The sequence below is a fragment of the Streptomyces sp. NPDC051105 genome, from assembly GCF_040682795.1.
Classification (GTDB): domain Bacteria; phylum Actinomycetota; class Actinomycetes; order Streptomycetales; family Streptomycetaceae; genus Streptomyces.
This window is the reverse complement of record NZ_JBFBBR010000004.1, coordinates 58,063-77,993: the sequence shown is the minus strand read 5'-3', so window position 1 is coordinate 77,993 and position 19,931 is coordinate 58,063. Positions and strand designations below refer to the sequence as shown.

The 19,931-nt window shown below is 72.4% G+C and carries 15 protein-coding genes; 4 read left to right on the top strand and 11 right to left on the bottom strand.

The features are described 5' to 3' along the window. Positions 1-23 precede the first annotated feature (23 nt). The 3 genes from AB0N16_RS11145 to AB0N16_RS11135 all read right to left on the bottom strand — a co-directional run bounded on the left by AB0N16_RS11145 (position 24) and on the right by AB0N16_RS11135 (position 4,985). A complete protein-coding gene (locus tag AB0N16_RS11145; protein WP_365795351.1) occupies positions 24-1,010 on the bottom strand; it encodes a WYL domain-containing protein in 987 nt (328 codons plus the stop codon). Positions 1,011-1,087: 77 nt separating this feature from the next. Next, positions 1,088-3,799, bottom strand: a complete 2,712-nt coding sequence (aceE, locus tag AB0N16_RS11140; RefSeq protein WP_365795349.1) for a pyruvate dehydrogenase (acetyl-transferring), homodimeric type — start codon at positions 3,797-3,799, stop codon at positions 1,088-1,090. Between the two features lie 562 nt (positions 3,800-4,361). Further along, on the bottom strand, positions 4,362-4,985 hold the full coding sequence (locus tag AB0N16_RS11135; protein ID WP_362567759.1) for a GntR family transcriptional regulator: 624 nt from the start codon (positions 4,983-4,985) through the stop codon (positions 4,362-4,364). 252 nt (positions 4,986-5,237) lie between these two features. Between AB0N16_RS11135 and AB0N16_RS11130 the strand changes: the two genes are divergently transcribed. Beyond that, a complete protein-coding gene (locus AB0N16_RS11130; protein WP_365795347.1) occupies positions 5,238-5,750 on the top strand; it encodes a hypothetical protein in 513 nt (170 codons plus the stop codon). On the opposite strand, the gene sucB is transcribed toward AB0N16_RS11130, so the two are convergent. From sucB to AB0N16_RS11115, 3 genes are all read right to left on the bottom strand, one after another. Next, positions 5,687-7,483: a 2-oxoglutarate dehydrogenase, E2 component, dihydrolipoamide succinyltransferase gene (gene sucB / locus AB0N16_RS11125; RefSeq protein WP_365795345.1), complete on the bottom strand. Its 1,797-nt coding sequence runs from the start codon at positions 7,481-7,483 to the stop codon at positions 5,687-5,689. The genes AB0N16_RS11130 and sucB overlap by 64 nt on opposite strands. Before the next feature lie 60 nt (positions 7,484-7,543). Next, positions 7,544-8,932, bottom strand: coding sequence for a dihydrolipoyl dehydrogenase (lpdA, locus tag AB0N16_RS11120; protein WP_350790338.1), 1,389 nt, complete (start codon positions 8,930-8,932; stop codon positions 7,544-7,546). Between the two features lie 367 nt (positions 8,933-9,299). Continuing rightward, positions 9,300-10,838 carry a leucyl aminopeptidase gene (locus AB0N16_RS11115; protein WP_365795343.1) on the bottom strand — a complete coding sequence of 513 codons (1,539 nt, stop codon included), beginning with the start codon at positions 10,836-10,838 and terminating at the stop codon, positions 9,300-9,302. Positions 10,839-11,181: 343 nt separating this feature from the next. Between AB0N16_RS11115 and AB0N16_RS11110 the strand changes: the two genes are divergently transcribed. Beyond that, positions 11,182-11,994: an endo alpha-1,4 polygalactosaminidase gene (locus AB0N16_RS11110; RefSeq protein ID WP_365795341.1), complete on the top strand. Its 813-nt coding sequence runs from the start codon at positions 11,182-11,184 to the stop codon at positions 11,992-11,994. A 44-nt stretch (positions 11,995-12,038) separates the two neighbouring features. Here AB0N16_RS11110 and AB0N16_RS11105 read toward each other — a convergent pair whose 3' ends face one another. After that, complete coding sequence (locus AB0N16_RS11105) at positions 12,039-12,833, bottom strand: adenosylcobinamide-GDP ribazoletransferase (RefSeq protein WP_365795339.1); 795 nt, start codon at positions 12,831-12,833, stop codon at positions 12,039-12,041. Positions 12,834-12,893: 60 nt separating this feature from the next. On the opposite strand from AB0N16_RS11105, the gene AB0N16_RS11100 reads away from it, so the two are divergent. Then, positions 12,894-13,661: a hypothetical protein gene (locus tag AB0N16_RS11100; RefSeq protein ID WP_365795337.1), complete on the top strand. Its 768-nt coding sequence runs from the start codon at positions 12,894-12,896 to the stop codon at positions 13,659-13,661. Here AB0N16_RS11100 and AB0N16_RS11095 read toward each other — a convergent pair. The 3 genes from AB0N16_RS11095 to cobT all read right to left on the bottom strand — a co-directional run bounded on the left by AB0N16_RS11095 (position 13,598) and on the right by cobT (position 17,481). Then, positions 13,598-14,323, bottom strand: a complete 726-nt coding sequence (locus AB0N16_RS11095) for a hypothetical protein (RefSeq protein WP_365795335.1) — start codon at positions 14,321-14,323, stop codon at positions 13,598-13,600. The genes AB0N16_RS11100 and AB0N16_RS11095 overlap by 64 nt on opposite strands. Positions 14,324-14,333: 10 nt before the next feature. Then, positions 14,334-16,130: a phosphatidylglycerol lysyltransferase domain-containing protein gene (locus tag AB0N16_RS11090; RefSeq protein WP_365795333.1), complete on the bottom strand. Its 1,797-nt coding sequence runs from the start codon at positions 16,128-16,130 to the stop codon at positions 14,334-14,336. A gap of 271 nt (positions 16,131-16,401) precedes the next feature. Then, entirely contained in the window at positions 16,402-17,481 is a 1,080-nt protein-coding gene (cobT, locus tag AB0N16_RS11085) for a nicotinate-nucleotide--dimethylbenzimidazole phosphoribosyltransferase (protein WP_365795331.1), read from the bottom strand. A gap of 141 nt (positions 17,482-17,622) precedes the next feature. Here cobT and AB0N16_RS11080 point away from each other — a divergent pair, with 141 nt between their 5' ends. Then, positions 17,623-18,597 (top strand): class I SAM-dependent methyltransferase, encoded by a 975-nt coding sequence (locus AB0N16_RS11080; RefSeq protein ID WP_365795329.1) that lies wholly within the window; start codon positions 17,623-17,625, stop codon positions 18,595-18,597. Between the two features lie 44 nt (positions 18,598-18,641). On the opposite strand, the gene AB0N16_RS11075 is transcribed toward AB0N16_RS11080, so the two are convergent. Further along, positions 18,642-19,841 carry a bifunctional adenosylcobinamide kinase/adenosylcobinamide-phosphate guanylyltransferase gene (locus AB0N16_RS11075; protein ID WP_365795327.1) on the bottom strand — a complete coding sequence of 400 codons (1,200 nt, stop codon included), beginning with the start codon at positions 19,839-19,841 and terminating at the stop codon, positions 18,642-18,644. Positions 19,842-19,931: the final 90 nt, after the last annotated feature.

Genomic DNA, 19,931 nt, shown 5'->3' with positions numbered 1-19,931 from the left:
ACGCGGAGTGGTGCGGATTGTTATCAGCCGTCCCCCGCCGGTGGGTACAGCCCCGCCAGGCGCCGCGCGTCCGCCGCGAAGCGCGCCCGCAGCCCCGGCGGCGCGAGCACCTCGGCCTCCGGCCCGAGCGCGGTCAGCTGACCGTGCGCGACCTCCTCGCTCTCCACCGGCAGGGTCACCGTCACCCACCCCCGCGCGTCCGGCGGGCCGGCGCCCGCGAGCGCCTGCCGCGCGGCCACCGGGTCGACGGCGTACGGCAGTCGGCGCAGGCCGACCGCCGACAACCGCACCACCACCTCGGCATGCAGGATCGACCGCGCGAACTGCTCCGCCCGCCGGTCCCAGAACCCCGGCAGATCGAACTCCTCGTCCCGCCCGAACCGCTCCTCGCCGGCCTCGACCGAGGTGAACCGGTCGATTCGGTAGACCCGGTAGGAGTCGGTCTCCGCGACCCGCGCGCACAGGTACCAGACGCCGGCCTTCAGCACGAGCCCGTACGGCTCCAGCTCCCGACGTACCTCCGACTCCCCGCGCCGGTAGTGCGCGACGACCCGCCGGTCGTCCCACACCGCGTCGGCGAGGGCGGGCAGCAGCGCGGGTGTCCCGGGCTCGGCGAACCAGTTGGGCGCGTCCAGGTGGAACCGCTGGGCCGCGGTCCGGGAGGCGTCTCGCAGCGAGGGCATCAGCGCGGCGGACACCTTCAGCCGGGCGGCACTGGCGGCGTCCGCCAGCCCCATCTCCCGCAACGCCCCCGGCACCCCGCTCAGGAACAGCGCCTCGGCCTCGCTCCGCCCGAGTCCCGTCAGCCCCGTCCGGTACCCCCCGACCAGCCGGTACCCGCCCGCCCGGCCCCGGTCCGCGTACACCGGCACACCCGCCTCCGACAGGGCCTGCGCGTCCCGCATCACGGTCCGCTCGGACACCTCCAGCTCGGCGGCCAGTTCACCGGCGGTCATCGTGGACCGGGACTGGAGGAGAAGCACCATTCTGATGAGACGGGCGGCGCGCATGCGTCCCATGATGCCGGGCCGGAAAAGGATCTCCGCCGCAACGGCGAGCCGTTGCGGCGGAGAGAGGTACGCGTTTCCTACAGGCCGTAACGCTCCCGGGCTTCCTTCACCGCGGTCGCCTTGACCTCGCCGCGCCTGCCCAGCTGGGCCAGGGCCGCCACGACGACCGACTCGGCGTCGACGCCGAAGTGGCGGCGGGCCGCGTCCCGGGTGTCGGAGAGGCCGAAGCCGTCGGCGCCCAGGGAGGAGTAGTCCTGCTCGACCCACTGCGCGATCTGGTCCGGGACCTGGCGCATGTAGTCGGAGACGGCCAGCACCGGTCCCTCGGCACCCTGCAGGGCCTGACGGACGTACGGCACCCGCTCCTCGCCGCGCAGCAGGGCGGCGTCCGCCTCCATGGCGTCACGGCGCAGCTCCGTCCAGGAGGTGGCGGACCAGACGTCGGCCGCCACGCCCCACTCCTCGGCGAGCAGCCGCTGCGCCTTGAGCGCCCAGTGGATCGCCGTACCGGAGCCGAGCAGCTGGATCCGGGGGGCGTTCGCCACCACCGAGAGCCCGGCCGACTCCGCGGTGTTGAAGCGGTACAGGCCCTTGACGATGCCCTCGTCGATGCCGAGGCCGGCCGGCTTCGCGGGCTGCGGGAGCGGCTCGTTGTAGACGGTCAGGTAGTAGAAGACGTTCGGGTCCTCGCCCGGGGCCGACTCGCCGTACATGCGGCGCAGACCGTCCTTGACGATCGTCGCGATCTCGTAGGCGAAGGCCGGGTCGTACGACAGCGCGGCCGGGTTGGTCGCGGCGATCACCGGGGAGTGGCCGTCGGCGTGCTGGAGGCCCTCGCCCGTCAGGGTCGTACGGCCGGCGGTCGCGCCGACGAGGAAGCCGCGGCCGAGCTGGTCGCCGAGCTGCCACATCTGGTCGGCGGTGCGCTGCCAGCCGAACATCGAGTAGAAGATGTAGAACGGGATCATCGCCTCGCCGTGTGTGGCGTACGCGGTCGACGCGGCGATGAAGTCGGCCATCGAACCGGCCTCGGTGATCCCCTCGTTGAGGATCTGGCCGTTCTTGGCCTCCTTGTAGTACATCAGCTGGTCGCGGTCGACCGGCTCGTACGTCTGCCCCTTGGGCGAGTAGATGCCCAGGGAGGGGAAGAGGCTCTCCATGCCGAAGGTGCGCGCCTCGTCGGGGACGATCGGCACCCAGCGCTTGCCGGTCTCCTTGTCGCGGACCAGGTCCTTGACGAGCCGCACGAAGGCCATCGTCGTCGCCACGTTCTGCGAGCCGGAGCCCTTGTCGAAGGAGGCGAAGGCCTTGTCGGCGGGGGCCGGCAGGGGGGCCAGGGCGTGGGTACGGCGGGCGGGGGCCGGGCCGCCGAGGGCCGCCCGGCGCTCCTGGAGGTAGCGCACCTCGGGGGAGTCGGCGCCGGGGTGGCCGTAGGGCACCACACCGTCGACGAAGTCGCTGTCCTTGATGGGCAGTTCGAGCAGGTCACGCATCTGCTTGAACTCGTCCACCGTCAGCTTCTTCATCTGGTGGTTGGCGTTCTTCGACGCGAAGCCGTCGCCGAGGGTGTGGCCCTTGACGGTCTGGGCGAGGATCACGGTCGGCGCGCCCTTGTGGTCCAGGGCCGCCTTGTAGGCCGCGTACACCTTGCGGGCCTCGTGACCACCGCGCGAGAGGTGGAAGCACTCGATGATCTTGTCGTCGCTCAGCAGCTTCGCCATCTCGGCGAGCGCCGGGTCCTTGCCGAAGAAGTCGGCGCGGATGTAGGCGGCGTCCCGGGTCTGGTACGTCTGCACCTGCGCGTCCGGTACCTCACGCAGCCGCCGTACCAGCGCGCCGGTGGTGTCGAGCGCGAACAGCTCGTCCCAGGCCGTGCCCCAGAGCGTCTTGACGACGTTCCAGCCGGCGCCGCGGAACTGCGCCTCCAGCTCCTGCACGATCTTGAAGTTGGCGCGCACCGGGCCGTCGAGGCGCTGCAGGTTGCAGTTGATGACGAAGGTCAGGTTGTCCAGGCCCTCGCGGGAGGCGAGTGCGAGGGCGGCCGTGGACTCCGGCTCGTCCATCTCGCCGTCACCGAGGAACGCCCAGACGTGCGAGTTCGAGACGTCCTTGATGCCGCGCGCCGTCAGATAGCGGTTGAAGCGGGCCTGGTAGATGGCCGACAGGGGGCCGAGGCCCATGCTCACCGTCGGGAACTCCCACAGCCAGGGCAGGCGGCGGGGGTGCGGGTACGACGGGAGGCCGTTGCCGCCGGCCTCCTGGCGGAAGTTGTCGAGGTGCGCCTCGGTCAGGCGGCCGTCGAGGAAGGCGCGGGCGTAGATGCCGGGGGAGGCGTGGCCCTGGATGTACAGCTGGTCACCCGACCCGGCCGCCTCCTGGGACTCCTTGCCCTTGAAGAAGTGGTTGAAGCCGGTCTCGTAGAGCCAGGCCGCGGAGGCGAAGGTGGCGATGTGGCCGCCGACGCCGTGTTTGCTGCCCCGGGTGACCATCGCGGCCGCGTTCCAGCGGTTCCACGCGGTGATCTTCCGCTCCATCTCCTCGTCGCCGGGGACGGCGGCCTCGGCGACGGTGGGGATGGTGTTGACGTAGTCGGTCTCGAGAAGCTTCGGCAGCGCGATGCCGTCCGCCTCGGCGCGCTCCAGCGTGCGGCGCATCAGGTATGCGGCGCGGTGCGGCCCGGCCTCCCTGGCCACGGCGTCCAGTGAGGCCTGCCATTCGGCGGTCTCCTCCGGGTCCCGGTCGGGGAGCTGGTCGAGCGCGCTCGGCTGGATGGCCTGGGGGTCGGTCATGTCGCCGCCTTCCTCAGTCGAAGGGGGTTCCCTCATCGGTAAGGGTTCGGGGGTGCCCTTGGTCTTTGGCAGGACAGGGCGGCGGGCCCGGGTTCGGGCCCGTCGGCGACAATAACTCCCTGATCGATGATCGATCAAAGGGTTGAGGGGCAAAACTTCTCGATTCCGAGAAAGTCGGCACGGGGTGCCTTCGGCGCTGGCACGGGGTGACGCGATCGGAACGGGGTTTGCGCAGGTGGGACGGGGTTTTGAGCGGGGGCGCGCTCTTGTGTTCCGGCCGTCGGGGAGGGGCTACGGGACCTTGAACCACGAGGCCTGGCCTGGAACGACGAGACCTGGAACTACGGGACCTTGAACCATGAGGCCTTGAACCCCGAGTCCCTGAACCGCGAGGCCTTGAACCCCGAGGTCTTGAACTACGAGGCCTCGGGAAGGGTTGCCGGGCCGACGGACCCCAATTCCCGCCCCCGCAGGACCAACAGGACGGCCAGGACACTGCCACAGGTGATCGCCCAGTCGGCGAGATTCATCACACTGAAGTCGCGGACCGCGCCCCCGGCGGTCATGCCCGCGGCGCGCACCCCAGCACATGGGCCTTCACGATATCGGCGATGCGCGGATCCCGGCGCTGGAACGCGGCCACCAGCTCCTCGTGTTCCTCGGCGTACGACTGCTGGACCGTCCCCAGCCAGCGGATCGACAGTGCGGTGAAGACCTCGATGCCCAGGCCCTCCCACGTGTGCAGCAGCACCGAGTTGCCGGCTGCCCGGACCAGCTCGCGGTGGAAGCCGACCGTGTGCCGGACCTGCGCCGTGCCGTCCGCGTTCCGGTCGGCCTCGTAGAGCGCCGTGACGTGCGGGTCGAGCGCCGAGCAGTCCGACGCCAGTCGCTCCGCCGCCAACTCCGCCGCGATCGCCTCCAGGCCGGCCCGCACCGGGTAGCTCTCCTCCAGGTCGGCAGCCGTCAGGTTCCGCACCCGCACGCCCTTGTTCGGCGCGGACTCGATCAGCCGCAGCGACTCCAGCTCCCGCAACGCCTCCCGTACCGGCGTCTGGCTGACCTCCAGCTCGGTGGCGATCCGCCGCTCCACGATCCGCTCGCCCGGCTTCCAGCGCCCGCTGACGATTCCCTCCACGATGTGCTCGCGGATCTGTTCGCGCAGCGAGTGGACGACGGGCGCGGTCATGGGAGCTCCTTAAGGGCGTTTGACGTTTAGACAATAAGGCCGGACCGCGTTTCGGGAGGGGCGCACGGGGGCGCTTTCGCGCAGGTGAGACGAGACTTACACGCTTCCCGGGCGGGATCCGTAAAGCCCCGTACCGCGGTCGCTGCGGAGTCGTCACCGCCGCGTCACCGGCAGAACCCGTGCGGGCCGGTCGCCGTCAGGTGTGCGGAGGGACTCCGGCAGGGGCGCCCCTCCGTGGCACTGGGGGGCGTAATGAACATCGGGGGACGGACCGGCTGGGCGGTCACCGCGGCGGCCGTCGCGGCGGTCCTGGGGATCACGGCGTGCGGACCGACGGGCACGGGTCCGCACGGCGGCAAGGTCAGGAAGGGGAAGAGCATGGCCGCCGCGGCCGACGGAACGGCCCTCCTCGGTGCCCGGTGCCCGGTGCCCGGTGCCCGGTGCCCGGCGTCCCGGCCCCGCGGCGATGCCGGCGGTGCCTGTGTGTTCGTGAAGCCCGACGGCGCCCAGAAGTTCGGCCACGCGGGGTGGGGCTTCCGCATCACCGGCATGGACCGGGGGGAGTACGGCGCCGTCGAGAACCCCAGCGGGAAGCTCTACACCCCGCCCGGCGGTGACATCGGGGCCTGGCACGTCCAGGTGAGACGACGGTGCCCCGCCCGGAGCAGCTCCGGACGGGGCACCGTACGACTCCTGGCGGATCAGAGGCCGAGCTCGACCTCGAACTCGCCCGCCTCCAGGATCGCCTTGACGGCCGTCAGGTAACGGGCCGCGTCGGCGCCGTCCACCAGGCGGTGGTCGTAGGACAGGGTCAGGTACGTCATGTCGCGGACGCCGATGACCGTGCCGTCCTCCGTCTCGATGACGGCCGGACGCTTGACCGTGGCACCGATGCCGAGGATCGCGACCTGGTTCGGCGGCACGATGATCGTGTCGAACAGCGCGCCGCGCGAACCGGTGTTGGAGATGGTGAAGGTCGCGCCGGACAGCTCGTCCGGGGTGATCTTGTTCGCCCGGACCTTGCCCGCGAGCTCGGCGGTGGCCTTGGCGATACCGGCGATGTTGAGGTCGCCCGCGTGCTTGATGACCGGGGTCATCAGGCCCTTCTCGGAGTCCACCGCGATACCGACGCTCTCGGTGTCGAAGTAGGTGATCGTGCCCTCTTCCACGTTGATCCGGGCGTTGATGGCCGGGTGGGCCTTCAGCGCCTGGGCCGCCGCCTTGACGAAGAACGGCATCGGGGAGAGCTTGACGCCCTCGCGCGCGGCGAAGGAGTCCTTGGCCTGGGCGCGCAGGCGCATCAGGCGGGTCACGTCGACCTCGACGACCGAGGACAGCTGCGCCTGCTCGTGCAGCGCCTTGACCATGTTGTCGCCGATGACCTTGCGGATGCGAGGCATCTTGACGGTCTGGCCGCGGAGCGGGGAGACCTCCAGCTTCGGGGTCTTCTTCGCACCGGCGCTCGGAGCGGCGGCGGCCACGGGGGCCGGAGCGGCGGCGGCGGCCTTCGCGGCCTCGGCGGCGGCGATGACGTCCTGCTTGCGGATCCGGCCGCCGACACCCGTGCCCTTGACGGCGCCGAGGTCGACACCGTTCTCGGCGGCGAGCTTGCGGACCAGCGGGGTGACGTAGGCACCCTCGTCGACCGGAGCGGCCGGAGCCGGAGCCGCGGCCGGGGTGACCGGGGCCGGAGCCGCCGGCGCGGGGGCCGGGGCGGCCGGAGCCGGGGTGGCGGCGACCGGGGCGGGAGCCGGAGCCGGAGCGGCCGGGGCGGGGGCCGGAGCCGCGGGGGCCGCGGGGGCGGCCGGGGCGGGAGCCGGGGCAGCGGCGGCGGGTGCCGGAGCGGGCGCGGCCGGAGCCGGGGCGGCACCCGGGGCGCCGATGACGGCGAGCTTGGCGCCGACCTCGGCGGTCTCGTCCTCGGCGACCACGATCTCCAGCAGCACACCGGCGACCGGCGCGGGGATCTCGGTGTCGACCTTGTCGGTGGAGACCTCGAGCAGCGGCTCGTCCTCCGCGACCTCCTCGCCGACCGACTTCAGCCAGCGGGTGACGGTGCCCTCGGTGACGGACTCCCCGAGCGCGGGCAGGACCACGTCCGTGCCGGTGGCACCACCGGCAGGCGCGGCGGGAGCCTCGGCCGCGGGGGCCGGGGCGGGAGCGGCGGGGGCCTCGGCCACCGGGGCCGGGGCGGGGGCAGCGGCCGGAGCCGGGGTCGGCTCGGCGGCCGGAGCCGGTGCGGCGGGGGCCGGGGCGCCGGTGCCGTCGTCGATGATCGCCAGCTCGGCGCCCACCTCGACGGTCTCGTCCTCGGCGACCTTGATCGAGGCCAGCACGCCGGAGGCGGGCGCCGGGATCTCGGTGTCGACCTTGTCGGTCGAGACCTCGAGCAGCGGCTCATCGGCCTCGACGCGTTCACCCTCGGCCTTCAGCCAGCGGGTGACGGTGCCCTCGGTGACGCTCTCGCCGAGCGCCGGAAGGGTTACGGAAACCGCCATGGTTTCGGTTGCTCCTTACGAATTGCGGAAGTCTGAGTCGTCGCGTGTGTCGACCGAGGGTCAGTCGTGCGAGTGAAGCGGCTTGCCGGCCAGGGCCAGGTGGGCCTCACCCATCGCCTCGTTCTGCGTCGGGTGGGCGTGGATGAGCTGGGCGACCTCGGCGGGCAGCGCCTCCCAGTTGTAGATCAGCTGGGCCTCGCCGACCTGCTCGCCCATGCGGTCGCCGACCATGTGGACGCCGACCACGGCACCGTCCTTCACCTGGACGAGCTTGATCTCGCCCGCGGTGTTGAGGATCTTGCTCTTACCGTTGCCCGCCAGGTTGTACTTCAGGGCGACGACCTTGTCCGCACCGTAGATCTCCTTGGCCTTGGCCTCGGTGATACCCACGGAGGCGACCTCCGGGTGGCAGTACGTGACCCGGGGGACACCGTCGTAGTCGATCGGAACGGTCTTCAGACCGGCCAGACGCTCCGCCACCAGGATGCCTTCGGCGAAGCCGACGTGCGCGAGCTGGAGCGTCGGGACCAGGTCACCGACGGCGGAGATGGTCGGGACGTTCGTCCGCATGTACTCGTCGACCAGGACGTAGCCGCGGTCCATGGCGACGCCCTGCTCCTCGTAGCCGAGGCCGGCGGAGACCGGGCCGCGGCCGACGGCGACGAGCAGGACCTCGGCCTCGAACTCCTTGCCGTCGGCGAGGGTGACCTTGACGCCGTCGGCGGTGTACTCGGCCTTGGAGAAGAAGGTGCCCAGGTTGAACTTGATGCCGCGCTTGCGGAAGGCGCGCTCAAGAAGCTTGGAGGAGTTCTCGTCCTCGACCGGGACGAGGTGCTTGAGGCCCTCGATGACGGTGACGTCCGCACCGAAGGACTTCCAGGCGGAGGCGAACTCGACGCCGATGACCCCGCCGCCCAGGATGATCGCGGACTTGGGCACGCGGTCCAGGACGAGGGCGTGGTCGGAGGAGATGATCCGGTTGCCGTCGATCTCCAGGCCGGGCAGCGACTTCGGCACGGAGCCGGTCGCCAGCAGGACGTGGCGGCCCTGGATGCGCTGGCCGTTCACGTCGACGGAGGTCGGGGACGACAGACGGCCCGTGCCCTCGATGTACGTCACCTTGCGGGAGGCGATCAGACCCTGCAGGCCCTTGTACAGACCGGCGATCACGCCGTCCTTGTACTTGTGCACGGCCGGCACGTCGATGCCCTCGAAGGTGGCCTTGACACCGAACTGCTCGCTCTCGCGGGCCTGGTCGGCGATCTCGCCCGCGTGCAGCAGGGCCTTGGTGGGGATGCAACCCCGGTGCAGGCAGGTACCGCCGACCTTGTCCTTCTCGATCAGGGCGACGTCCAGGCCCAGCTGCGCCCCGCGCAGGGCCGCGGCGTAACCGCCACTACCACCGCCGAGGATCACTAGGTCGAAAACGGTGCTGGCGTCGTTCGCCACGTCACGTCCTCCATGCATGTGCGCCGTACGCCGGGCACCTTTTTCCCATACGGGTGGTTGACCGGTCGGTCGGCTGGTGTCCGGCCGCTCTTCTTCGGCCCTGTGGTGGGGCCCTGTCCTGCCGAGCCCCATCTTCGCACTTGTCGGAGGTGAACGAGACGCCGGGCTGGGGTGTGAGACACCACACGCTCACTTGATAACGCCGTGAGGACAGCGCCCCGTGAGGACAGCGCCCCGTAAGGGGCGCGGGGAACTGCGCGACCAGCCACACACCACCCGCAGTCGCCCTGCGACAGCACACGCCGATTCAATAGGCGACGGGGCCCCGCCCTACCCGCACGCGAGGCCCCGCCCACAAAAACCGACGTCAGCCCAGGTCACCCTCGGCGGTCAGCTCGGCAAGCCGCACCAGCGTCCGCACCGCGGACCCGGTCCCGCCCTTCGGCGTGTACCCGAAGGGCCCGCCCTCGTTGAACGCCGGCCCCGCGATGTCCAGGTGCGCCCAGGTGATCCCCTCACCCACGAACTCCCGCAGGAAGAGCCCGGCGACCAGTCCGCCGCCCATCCGCTCACCCATGTTCGCGATGTCCGCGGTGGGGGAGTCCATCCCCTTGCGCAGGTGCTCCGGCAGCGGCATCGGCCAGGCCGGCTCGCCGACCTCCTCGGCCGCGTCGTGGATCGCCGTACGGAACGCGTCGTCGTTGGCCATGATCCCGAACGTCCGGCTGCCCAGCGCCAGCATCATCGCCCCGGTCAGCGTCGCCACGTCGACGATCGCGTCCGGGTTCTCCGCCGACGCCGCCCACAGCGCGTCGGCGAGGACCAGCCGGCCCTCGGCGTCCGTGTTGAGCACCTCGACCGTCTTGCCGCTGTACATGCGCAGCACGTCACCCGGGCGCACGGCGGAGCCGGACGGCATGTTCTCGGCGAGCGCCAGCCACCCGGTCACATTGACCCGGAGACCGAGCCGCGCCGCCGAGACGACGGCCGCGAAGACCGCCGCCGCGCCGCTCATGTCGCACTTCATCGTCTCGTTGTGCCCGGCCGGCTTGAGCGAGATACCGCCCGAGTCGTAGGTGATGCCCTTGCCGACGAAGGCGAGGTGCTTGTCCGCCTCGGGGCTCGTGTACGACAGCTTCACCAGTCGCGGGGTCGCGGCCGAGCCGCCGCCCACGCCGAGGATGCCGCCGTAGCCGCCCTTGACGAGCGCCTTGTCGTCGAGCACCTGGATCTTGATGCCGTGCTCCTTGGCCGCCTCCTGGGCGATCGAGGCGAACGCGGCCGGCGTGAGGTCGTTCGGCGGGGTGTTGACCAGGTCGCGGGCACGGTTGAGCTCCTCGGAGACCGCGGTGGCGCGGGCGAGGGCCGCCTTGTGGGCCGCGTCCCGCGGCTTGCCGCCGAGCAGCGTGGCCTCGGCGAGCGGCGCCTTGCCGTTCTTCGCCTTCCCGTTGGTGCCGCTGTCCTTGTAGACGTCGAACGAGTAGGCGCCGAGCAGCACACCCTCGGCGATCGCGCCGACGGCGGCCGTGTCCTCGACGGGCAGCGCGAAGGCCGCCTTCTTCGCGCCGTTCAGCGTGCGGGCCGCGACGCCCGCCGCCCGGCGCAGCGCCTCCGCGTCGTAGCCGGCGCCGTCGTCGGGCTCGGCGCCCAGGCCGACCGCGATGACGAGCGGGGCCTTGAAGCCGGCCGGCGACGGCAGCTTCGTCAGTTCGCCCTCGGCACCCGAGGCACCGAGGGTCTCCAGGACGTCGGCGAGCTTGCCGGCGTAGGCCTTGTCCACGGCCTCGCCGCCCGGCGCTACGACCAGGTCCCCGGACCGGGAACCCGTGCCCTTGGCGACACCGATCACGATCGCGTCGGCCCGGAGGCCGGGCGCCGCTGAGGTGCTGAGAGTGAGAGCAGTCACGGTGGTGGAATCTCGCTTCCGATGTTGAGTTGCTGTGGCCGAGTGGGTGGGTCGACCGGGCCCGGGAAGCGACCCTAGGCAGTGGCCTGGGGGCGCGTTACCACCGGGGCCTTCACCCTGCCGGCGAACACCCGGGACGAGCCTACGCGTGTGGATGCGTTCGCTCATTCCTGCGGGCGTTCACCTGAGGGTGGCGTCATGGCCACTTCCCCCTCTCGCGCCGGGCGACCCGGGCCCCACGCCGTACGCCGGTGAGCGCTCGGCCTGGACCACACCGGGGCTGCCGCGGTCGGCGGTCACGGGCCTCGGTATGCGGCGCGGTACCCGGGGTGGGAGATCATCGATGGGGTCCGCCGTCGCACACCCTGGAGCCCGCCCGGTGAAACTCCGCACCACCACGCCCCTGCTCGTCGCGCTGGTCCTGCTCGCCGGCTGCGCCGGGGCCTCGGACGGCCCCGGGCGCTGGCAGCCGAGGCCCGGGGTCACCTGGCAGTGGCAACTGAGCGGCCGTGTGGACACGTCCGTGCCGGCGTCGGTGTACGACATCGACGGCTTCGACCAGTCCGAGGCGACCGTCGGCACGCTGCACGGCAAGGGCCGCAAGGTCATCTGCTACCTCTCCACCGGAGCCTTCGAGGACTGGCGCCCCGACGCGAAGAAGTTCCCCGAGTCGGTGCTGGGGCGTGGCAACGGCTGGGAGGGCGAGCGCTGGCTGGACATCCGCCGTACGGACGTCCTGGAGCCGTTGATGGCGGCCCGCTTCGACATGTGCAAGGACAAGGGCTTCGACGCGGTGGAGCCCGACAACATGGACGGCTACAAGAACCGCACGGGCTTCCCCCTCAAGGCGGCCGACCAGCTCCGCTACAACCGGCTCATCGCCCGGCTCGCCCACGACCGGGGCATGTCGGTGGGCCTGAAGAACGACCTGGACCAGATCCCGCAGCTGGTCGCCGACTTCGACTTCGCGGTCAACGAGCAGTGCGCCCAGTACGGCGAGTGCGACGACCTGAAACCGTTCATCGAGGCGGACAAGGCCGTCTTCCATGTGGAGTACGAACTCCCGACGGCGAAGTTCTGCGCCCGGTCGCGCAAGCTGGAACTGAGCTCACTGGAGAAGAAGTACGAGCTGGGGGTGTGGCGCAGAACGTGTTGAGGAGGCTCCAGGGTGTCCGACGGCCTTCAGCCCCCCGACGGCCTTCAGCCCCCCAATGAGAACACCACGAGCGCCACGGTGGCCGCCGTCTCGGCGAGGCACCCGAACACATCCCCCGTCACCCCGCCGAACCGCCGCCGGCACAGCCGCAGCAGTACATCCGTCGCCGCCTCCGCCACCACCACCGCGAGCAACGCCCGCAGACTGTCGGCCGACCCCACCAGCGCCCCGGCCCCCGCCGCCACCACCATCACCGCGACCGTGACCGCCGACGCCCCCACCTTCGGCACCACCCCGGCCACCGCCGCCCCCAGCCCCTCCGGCCGGGCCGCGGGCACCCCCTCCACCGCGGCCAGGCTCATCGCCAGCCGGGCCACCGTGGCCGCGACGACCGCGGCCAGCATCCCGTGCCGCCACGAGGCGCCGTAGGCCTGGGCCAGCGCGGCCACCTGCCCGAGCAGCACGAGGACGAGCGTGACCACCCCGAACGGCCCGATGTCCGACCGCTTCATGATCCGCAGCGCTTCCTCGGCGGCCTTGCCGCTGCCCAGCCCGTCGGCGGTGTCGGCGAGCCCGTCCAGGTGGAGCCCCCGGGTGAGCACGGCCGGTACCGCGACCGCGGCCACCGCGGCCAGCAACGCACTCGCCCCGGCCAGGACCAGCAGGGCGCCGACCGCACCCGCGCAGAGCCCGACGGCGAGGCCGGCCAGCGGCGCGAGCAGCATGCCGCCCCGGGCGGCCTCGCGGTCCCAACGGGTCACCTTCACGGGGAAGACGGTGAGTGTGCCGAAGGCGAAGCGGAGGCCGTCACGCCAGGGAGTCGCAGAGGTCGCAGCCACCGGCGCAGGTTACCCGGTGGTCAGGAGGGTCGCGTCCACGGCCGGGGATAAAGTGCGCACATGGGACACTGGCTGGAGCGGAACGTCGTCGAGCCGGGCAAACTCCCCCTGTTGCTCGCCCTGACGGCCTTCGTCCTGACCTTTGTGATCACACGGATCGTCACCCGGCTGATCCGCGCCGGAAAGGGCCCGTTCGGCAACGTGAAGGCCGGCGGGCTGCACATCCACCATGTGGTCCCCGGGGTCGTCCTCGTCGTCATCGGCGGTTTCGGCGCGGTCGCCGGCGGCCGGCAGGGCCTCGGCGCGGCCCTCGCCGCGATCGTCTTCGGCATCGGCGCGGGGCTCGTGCTCGACGAGTTCGCCCTGATCCTGCACCTCGACGACGTCTACTGGAGCGAGGAGGGCCGCCAGAGCGTCGAGGTCGTCGTCATCACCGCCGCGATGGTCGGGCTGCTGCTCGCCGGGTTCTCGCCGTTCGGCGTCAACGACATCTCGGCCGACGAACTCCAGGACCGGGGCGCCGTCATCGCGAACGTCGTGGCGAACTTCTTCTTCTCGCTCGTCGCCCTGAGCAAGGGCAAGGCCCGTCTCGCGATCTTCGGGGTGGTCGTCCCGTTCGTCGGCGTCGTCGGCGCGGTCCGCCTGGCCCGGCCCGGCTCGGCCTGGGCCCGCCGCTTCTACGCCAACCGCCCGCGCGCCCGGGCCAGGTCCGGGCTGCGCGCCTACCACCACGACCGCCGCTGGGCCCGGCTCAGCAGGACCCTTCAGGACTGGATCGGCGGCAAGCCCGACCGCCCCGAACCGGCCCGGCTGCCCGGCCGCCGCTGACGCCACCGGCGCCGCAGCCGCCGCCCCACCGCCACCGCCGTGTACAGCGCCACCACGCCGGCGATCGCCGCCAGATGCTCCTTGCCGGCGAGGTTGTCCTTCAGCGCCACCTCCACCACCATCGCCGCCGCCACCGCGCCCGCGGTGACGTACGAGCCGTACCGCCGGCCCAGGACGACCGCGAGCCCGACGACGGCGGCCGAGGGGCCGGTGTCCACCACCCAGGCGTCCGAGGCGGGCAGGCCCAGGGGGCTGTGCGGACCCAGCGCGATGCCGACGCGGGCGTACAGCGTGCCGGCGAGGGTCGCGACGTACGCGACGGTCAGCGTCCGCCACCAGCCCAGGCACACCTCGGCGATGCCGAACACGACCAGGATCTGCACCAGCGCTCCCCACACCGGCAGGTCCAGCGCCGGTACGAACAGCGACAGGGGAGTGCGCAGCAGGGCCAGCCAGAGTGGGTCCGCGGCGCGCACACCCCCGACGTCCCGCACGAACCGGTAGCCCCACGACTGGTTCTGGACGAACTGCAGCAGCGCCGTCAGACACACCGCCGAGACCGCCATCGGCGCCGCCCGCAGCCGCCGCTTCGCCAGCGCGCCGCGCACGGTGGCGTACAGCGGACCCCACTCGGCGCGGGCCCGGCGGGCGAGCGACTTCATGCGATCGTCCTCACCGACGGGAGTCCCGGTCCGTGTCCAGGTGCCGCCGGTGCAGCCACTTCGGCAGTACCGGCGTCTCCAGGAACCCCTCCGCACGAGCCGACGCGAGGCCGATGCGCGGCAGGTCCGCGCTCTTCTCGAAGAGCAGGAACCGGGGTTCCCAGATGGGCCGGTACTTGGCGTTGGCCCGGTACAGGGACTCGATCTGCCACCACCGGGAGAAGAAGCTCAGCAAGGACCTCCACAACCGCAGCACCGGCCCCGCGCCGAGCCGCGCGCCACGCTCGAAGACCGACCGGAACATGGCGAAGTTGAGGGATACCTGCGTGATCCGGATCTCTCCGGCGCGCCGCAGCAACTCGATGACCATGAACTCCATCAGCCCGTTGTCGGAGTCCCGGTCCCGTCGCATCAGGTCGAGGGAGAGCCCGCCCGGCCCCCACGGCACGAACGACAGCAGCGCCCGCAGCCGGCCCTCCCCGTCGGTGCACTCCAGCATCACGCACCGTCCGTCCCGCCCGTCCCCGAGCCGCCCCAGCGCCATGCTGAACCCGCGCTCGGTGGCGCCGTCCCGCCAGTCGTCGGCGCGCCGCAGGAGGTACGACATCTCGTCCGCGGGGATGTCCTCGTGCCGGCGGATCCGCACCGAGTAGCCCGCCCGCCCGACCCGGTTGTGGGCCTGCCGGACGGTCCGCATGGCCCGCCCCTCCAGCGTGAACTCGCCGACCTCGACGATCGCTTCGTCACCGAGCTCCAGCGCGTCGAGCCCGTGCCGCGCGTACACGGTCCCGGCCTCCTCGCTCGCCCCCATCACCGCCGGGATCCACCCATGCGCCCGCGCCTCGCCCAGCCACGGCTCGATCGCCCCCGGCCAGGCCTCCGGATCCCCGATCGGATCCCCGGAGGCCAGCGACACCCCGCCGACCACCCGGTAGGCCACCGCCGCCTTCCCGGTCGGCGACCACACCACGCTCTTCTCCCGGCGCAACGCGAAGTACCCGAGCGAGTCCCGCTCGCCGTGCCGCTCCAGCAGCGCCCGCAGCCGCTTCTCGTCGTCCTCGGTGATCGGGTCGACGGCGCGGCGGGAGCGGAAGGCGGCGTAGAGGACGGTGAGGACGAGGAGCGTGCTCAGCACGTTGACGGAGACGTTCACCCAGTTGGGCGGCGCGATGTACGGGAACCGGGAGGGGTCGGCGGCGACCGAGACCAGGCGCAGGGTGCCGTAGTGCCAGCGCTCCGCGAACGTCGAACGGGCGGCGTGCGGGGCCTGGTTGGTGACGGTCACGAGGAGGGCGGCGAGCAGCGAGGCGAGGAGGCCGCCACCGACGGCCACGGTCGCGGCGAGCCGCGGGTTCGACCGGTCGCCCTTGGCGTAGAACTCCCGGCGGCCGGCGAGCAGCGCGCCCACGAAGGCGGCGGTCAGCGCGATCGAGATCCAGTTCTGCGGGTACCGCCGGATCTCCGGAAACGCCATGGCGAACGCGAACAGCGCGAGGAACAGCCCGCTCAGGACGAGGTTGAGGATCCAGGCGGCCCGCTTGCGGCGTCGCATCGTGATCGCGAGGAACGCGGTGAACACACCGGAGGCGAAGCCGGCGGTCAGCAGGTACGGCGTGAAGAAGTCCTCCTGGTTGTGGCGCCGCACGTCCTGCCCCAACGACACCCACACCGCGCTGAGGAAGTTGACGAAGGCGACGGCCCGCAAGTACCAGACGGCGAAGGCGGCGCCCCGCCGGGAAACCCCGCCGGCCCGCCGGCCCACCGCACGTCCACCACACCGCTCAACGGCAATTCGGACATCTCCCATGGAGATGGATCATATGGGCGCCCCCACAGCGAACACCGCCACACGCACGGACCTCACCGCTCCGGTACCGCCCACCCTCCCGCCCGCCACCCTCTTCCGTCTCGCGCCCCCTGCTGCCCGCCACCCTCTTCCGTCTTCCGGCTCCTCTTGCCCGCCGGTCTCTTTCGTCCCCCGGCTACTCTTCTTCGCCGGTCTCTCCTTCCCGCCGCGACGGCGCTCGGCCGGGGCGGTGCGGTCCGGCGTGCCCGTGCGGTCTTGGGGCCGTCGGTACCTACTCCGCCGGCTTCTCCTCCGACTCCGGATCCCGCGGCTTCTCCGGGAGTTCCGCGGCCAGGGCCGCCGCGGACTGGACCAGCGGCAGGGCGAGCAGTGCTCCCGCTCCCTCACCGACCGTCAGGCCCTGTTCCAGCAGCGGCTCCAGGGCCATCCGGTCCAGCGCCTTCGCCTGGCCCGGCTCCCCGCTGTCGTGGCCGGCCAGCCACCAGTCCGGTGCCCGGAACGCGATCCGCTGCGCGACCAGCGCACACGCGGCGGCCACCACCCCGTCCAGCACCACCGGCAACTTCCGCACCGCCGCCTGCAACAGGAACCCGGTCATCGCCGCGAGGTCGGCCCCGCCGACGGTCGCCAGCAACTGCAACTGGTCCCCGAGCACCGGCCGCGCCCGCCGCAACGCGTCCCGGATCGCCGCACACTTCCGCATCCACGCGAGGTCGTCGATGGCGAGCCCGCCCCGACCGGTCACCACGGACGCGTCGGTCCCGCACAGCGCCGCCACGAGGACGCAGGCCGCCGTGGTCCCCCCGACGCTCACATCGCCGAGCACCACCAGATCGGTCCCCGAGTCGGCCTCCCCGTCGGCCAGCGCCGTCCCCGCCCGGAAGGCCGCCTCCGCCTCCTCCAGGGTCAGCGCGTCCTCGATGTCGATACGGCCGCTGCCCCGCCGCACCCGGTGCCGTACGACCTCCGCGGGCAGCGTGTCCGGGTCGCAGTCCAGCGCCATGTCGACGATCCGCAGGGGCACCCCGAGCCGCCGGGCCAGCACCGCCACCGGGCTGGCCCCCTCCAGAATCGCCCGCACCAGCAGCCCGGCACTGCCCGCGGGCCGCGCGGACACGCCGAGTTCGGCGACGCCGTGGTCACCGGCGAAGAGCAGGACCCGCGGCCGTTCGACCGGCCGCACCGGCACGGAACCCTGCGCGGCGGCCAGCCACTCACCCAGGTCGTCGAGGCGTCCCAGCGACCCGGGCGGCACGATCAGCCGCTCCCGGCGCGCCTCTGCGTCACGGCGCACACCGCCGTCGGGGCGCTCGATCAGATCGGTGAAGTCGTCGAGATTAAGCGAGCTCATTCGCCGAACAGTACCGGCACCGAACGAACGCTTCGGTGTCAGATCGCGAGCCCACCCGCACGGCGTCTTGGCAGGCAAGATCGGTATCCCATACGTTCCGTTTTGCAGTGGATTGCGTACAGGGAGCACAGGGAGCCGCCCATGCCGCCCACACCCGAACTCCTCCCGGGTGCCGACCGGTTCCACGAGCCGCGCCGCGAGGACTGTCCCTGGTGCGGTTCCAGACGCCTGCGCACCCGGCTGCGCACGCCCGACCTCCTCCATCACCGGCCCGGCAGGTTCGCCGTCGACGAGTGCCGCGACTGCGCCCACGCCTTCCAGAACCCCCGGCTGACCGCGGAGGGCTTCACCCTCTACCACCGGGACTACTACGAGGGCCGTCTGGAGGACTACACCGACCGCCTGCTCGCGACCCGCGGCGGCCGCCGCCGGCACCGCGCCGCCGCCCGCGCGGTGCTGGCACTGGCGGAGCCGGAGAGCTGGCTGGACGTCGGCACCGGCCACGCCCACTTCCCGCGCACGGCGAAGGAGCTCTTCACGTACACGTCCTTCGACGGCCTGGACTCGACCCTGCGGGTGGCGTGGGCCCAGGCCGAGGGGCACATCGAGGAGGCCCACTGCGGCCACCTGACCGCACCGGAGGTCCTGGCCCGGCTGCGCGCCCGCTACGACGTCGTCAGCATGTTCCGGCACCTGGAACACGCCCCCGACCCGCGCGCCGAACTCCGCGCGGCGCTCGCGGCGCTGCGCCCCGGCGGGTACCTCCTGATCGACGTCGCGAACCCGCGCAGCGCCTTCGGCGCGCTCCTCGGCAAGTGGTGGGTCCCGTACGGCCAGCCCCGGCATCTGCATCTGGTGTCGCCGGCCAACCTGCGGGCGGAGCTGGAGTCCCAGGGCTGCGAGATCCTGAAAGCCGACCGGAAGTCGCCCCACATCCCGTACGACATCTCGGCGGCGCTCACCCTGGTGCTGGGCCGGGTGCTGCCGAAGCGCTGGCTGCCTGCGACGGCCCCGCTGGTGGCCATGGCGGCGGCCGTCGACCACGCGCTGGCCCCGCTGCTGCGCCGCACGCCGTTCTCCAACGGGTACCGGATCATCGCGAGAAAGGGACGCTGACCCCCACCCGCGGCACCACCGCCACTACGGCGGCACCACCGCCACTACCGCAGCACCACCGCCTGCCCGGCCACCACCAGCACCACCTGCTCGCACTCGTCCGCGAACGCCGCGTTCAACCTGCCCAGTTCGTCCCGGTACCGCCGCCCCGACGCGGTGGCCGGCACGATCCCCGACCCCACCTCGTTGGAGACGGCCACCACTGTCCGCCGCGTCGCCCGCACCGCCTCCGTCAACTCCCGCACCCGCTCCCGCAGCGCCTTCTCCCCGCCCGACGCCCACTCCGTGTCGTCCCACGCCCCGACCGAGTCCATCGCGTCCGTCAGCCACAGCGACAGACAGTCCACCAGCAACGGCGGCCCGTCCTGCGTCAGCAGCGGCACCAGGTCGCACGTCTCCGTCGTGCGCCATGACCCCGGCCGCCGCTCCCGGTGTACGGCGACCCGCTCCGCCCACTCGGTGTCCCCGCCGCGCGTCCCGCCGGTGGCGACGTACAGCACGTCGGGGAAGGACTCCAGCCGCCGCTCGGCCTCCACGGACTTCCCGGACCGCGCCCCGCCCAGCACCAGCGTCCGGCGCGGCACGTCGGGCACCTCCTCGTACACCCCCACCGTCAGCGTCGTGCCGTCCGGCACCGCCCGTGCCCCGGCCGCCGCCAGCCGCCGCCGCGACTCCGGTCCCGGCGGCACGTCGTGGTCGAGATGGACGGCGATGACGTCGGTGGCCGGGCCCACCACCCCCACCGCCCGCAGGCGCGCCAACGCGTCCGGGCGCCCCACGACGTCCAGGAGCGCCATGTCGTACGACTCCGTGCTGTCGTTCTCCAGCCCGGCCGGCGCGCCGCCCGGCGGCAGATACAGCAGCCGCTGCCCGTCGGGGCCGGTCACCGCGTACCCGGTACCGCCCGCGTCCATCGCCAGCGCCCGCACCCGGTGCCCGGTCAGCAGCGCCAGCTCCCGGCCGTCCGGCACCCGCCCCGGCTGCGGCAGCCCGGCCGGCACCTCGACGGCGGGCCCGTCGTGCGGATGCGACAGCAGCACCTGCCGTACGCCGGTGAGGGACCGCCCGGCGCGTGCCGCCGCGAACGCCGCGCCCGGCGTCAGGTCGAGCAGCAGCGTTCCGTCGACGAGCGCCGCGGTGGCGGCCCGGACGTCCGCCCCGACGGCGCAGGCACAGGCCGCACAGGGACAGTTCGGGCGGGGCAGACCCGCGGGAGCACCGGTACCGAGCAGAGTCACTTCCACGCCCTGATTTTCACCCGACGCGATGAGTCCTGCTCTCAGTGGTAGTCCCGAAGGGGTCCTGCGCCCAGCACTGACCACATACGATGCACG

Bases quoted from the DNA above. Each gene is read 5' to 3' on its own strand.
- AB0N16_RS11145 (WP_365795351.1), bottom strand. From the start codon at position 1,010: ATGCGCGCCGCCCGTCTCATCAGAATGGTGCTTCTCCTCCAGTCCCGG.
- aceE (WP_365795349.1), bottom strand. From the start codon at position 3,799: ATGACCGACCCCCAGGCCATCCAGCCGAGCGCGCTCGACCAGCTCCCC.
- AB0N16_RS11135 (WP_362567759.1), bottom strand. From the start codon at position 4,985: ATGACCGCGCCCGTCGTCCACTCGCTGCGCGAACAGATCCGCGAGCAC.
- AB0N16_RS11130 (WP_365795347.1), top strand. From the start codon at position 5,238: ATGAACATCGGGGGACGGACCGGCTGGGCGGTCACCGCGGCGGCCGTC.
- sucB (WP_365795345.1), bottom strand. From the start codon at position 7,483: ATGGCGGTTTCCGTAACCCTTCCGGCGCTCGGCGAGAGCGTCACCGAG.
- AB0N16_RS11110 (WP_365795341.1), top strand. From the start codon at position 11,182: ATGGGGTCCGCCGTCGCACACCCTGGAGCCCGCCCGGTGAAACTCCGC.
- AB0N16_RS11100 (WP_365795337.1), top strand. From the start codon at position 12,894: ATGGGACACTGGCTGGAGCGGAACGTCGTCGAGCCGGGCAAACTCCCC.
- AB0N16_RS11095 (WP_365795335.1), bottom strand. From the start codon at position 14,323: ATGAAGTCGCTCGCCCGCCGGGCCCGCGCCGAGTGGGGTCCGCTGTAC.
- AB0N16_RS11090 (WP_365795333.1), bottom strand. From the start codon at position 16,130: ATGGGAGATGTCCGAATTGCCGTTGAGCGGTGTGGTGGACGTGCGGTG.
- cobT (WP_365795331.1), bottom strand. From the start codon at position 17,481: ATGAGCTCGCTTAATCTCGACGACTTCACCGATCTGATCGAGCGCCCC.
- AB0N16_RS11080 (WP_365795329.1), top strand. From the start codon at position 17,623: ATGCCGCCCACACCCGAACTCCTCCCGGGTGCCGACCGGTTCCACGAG.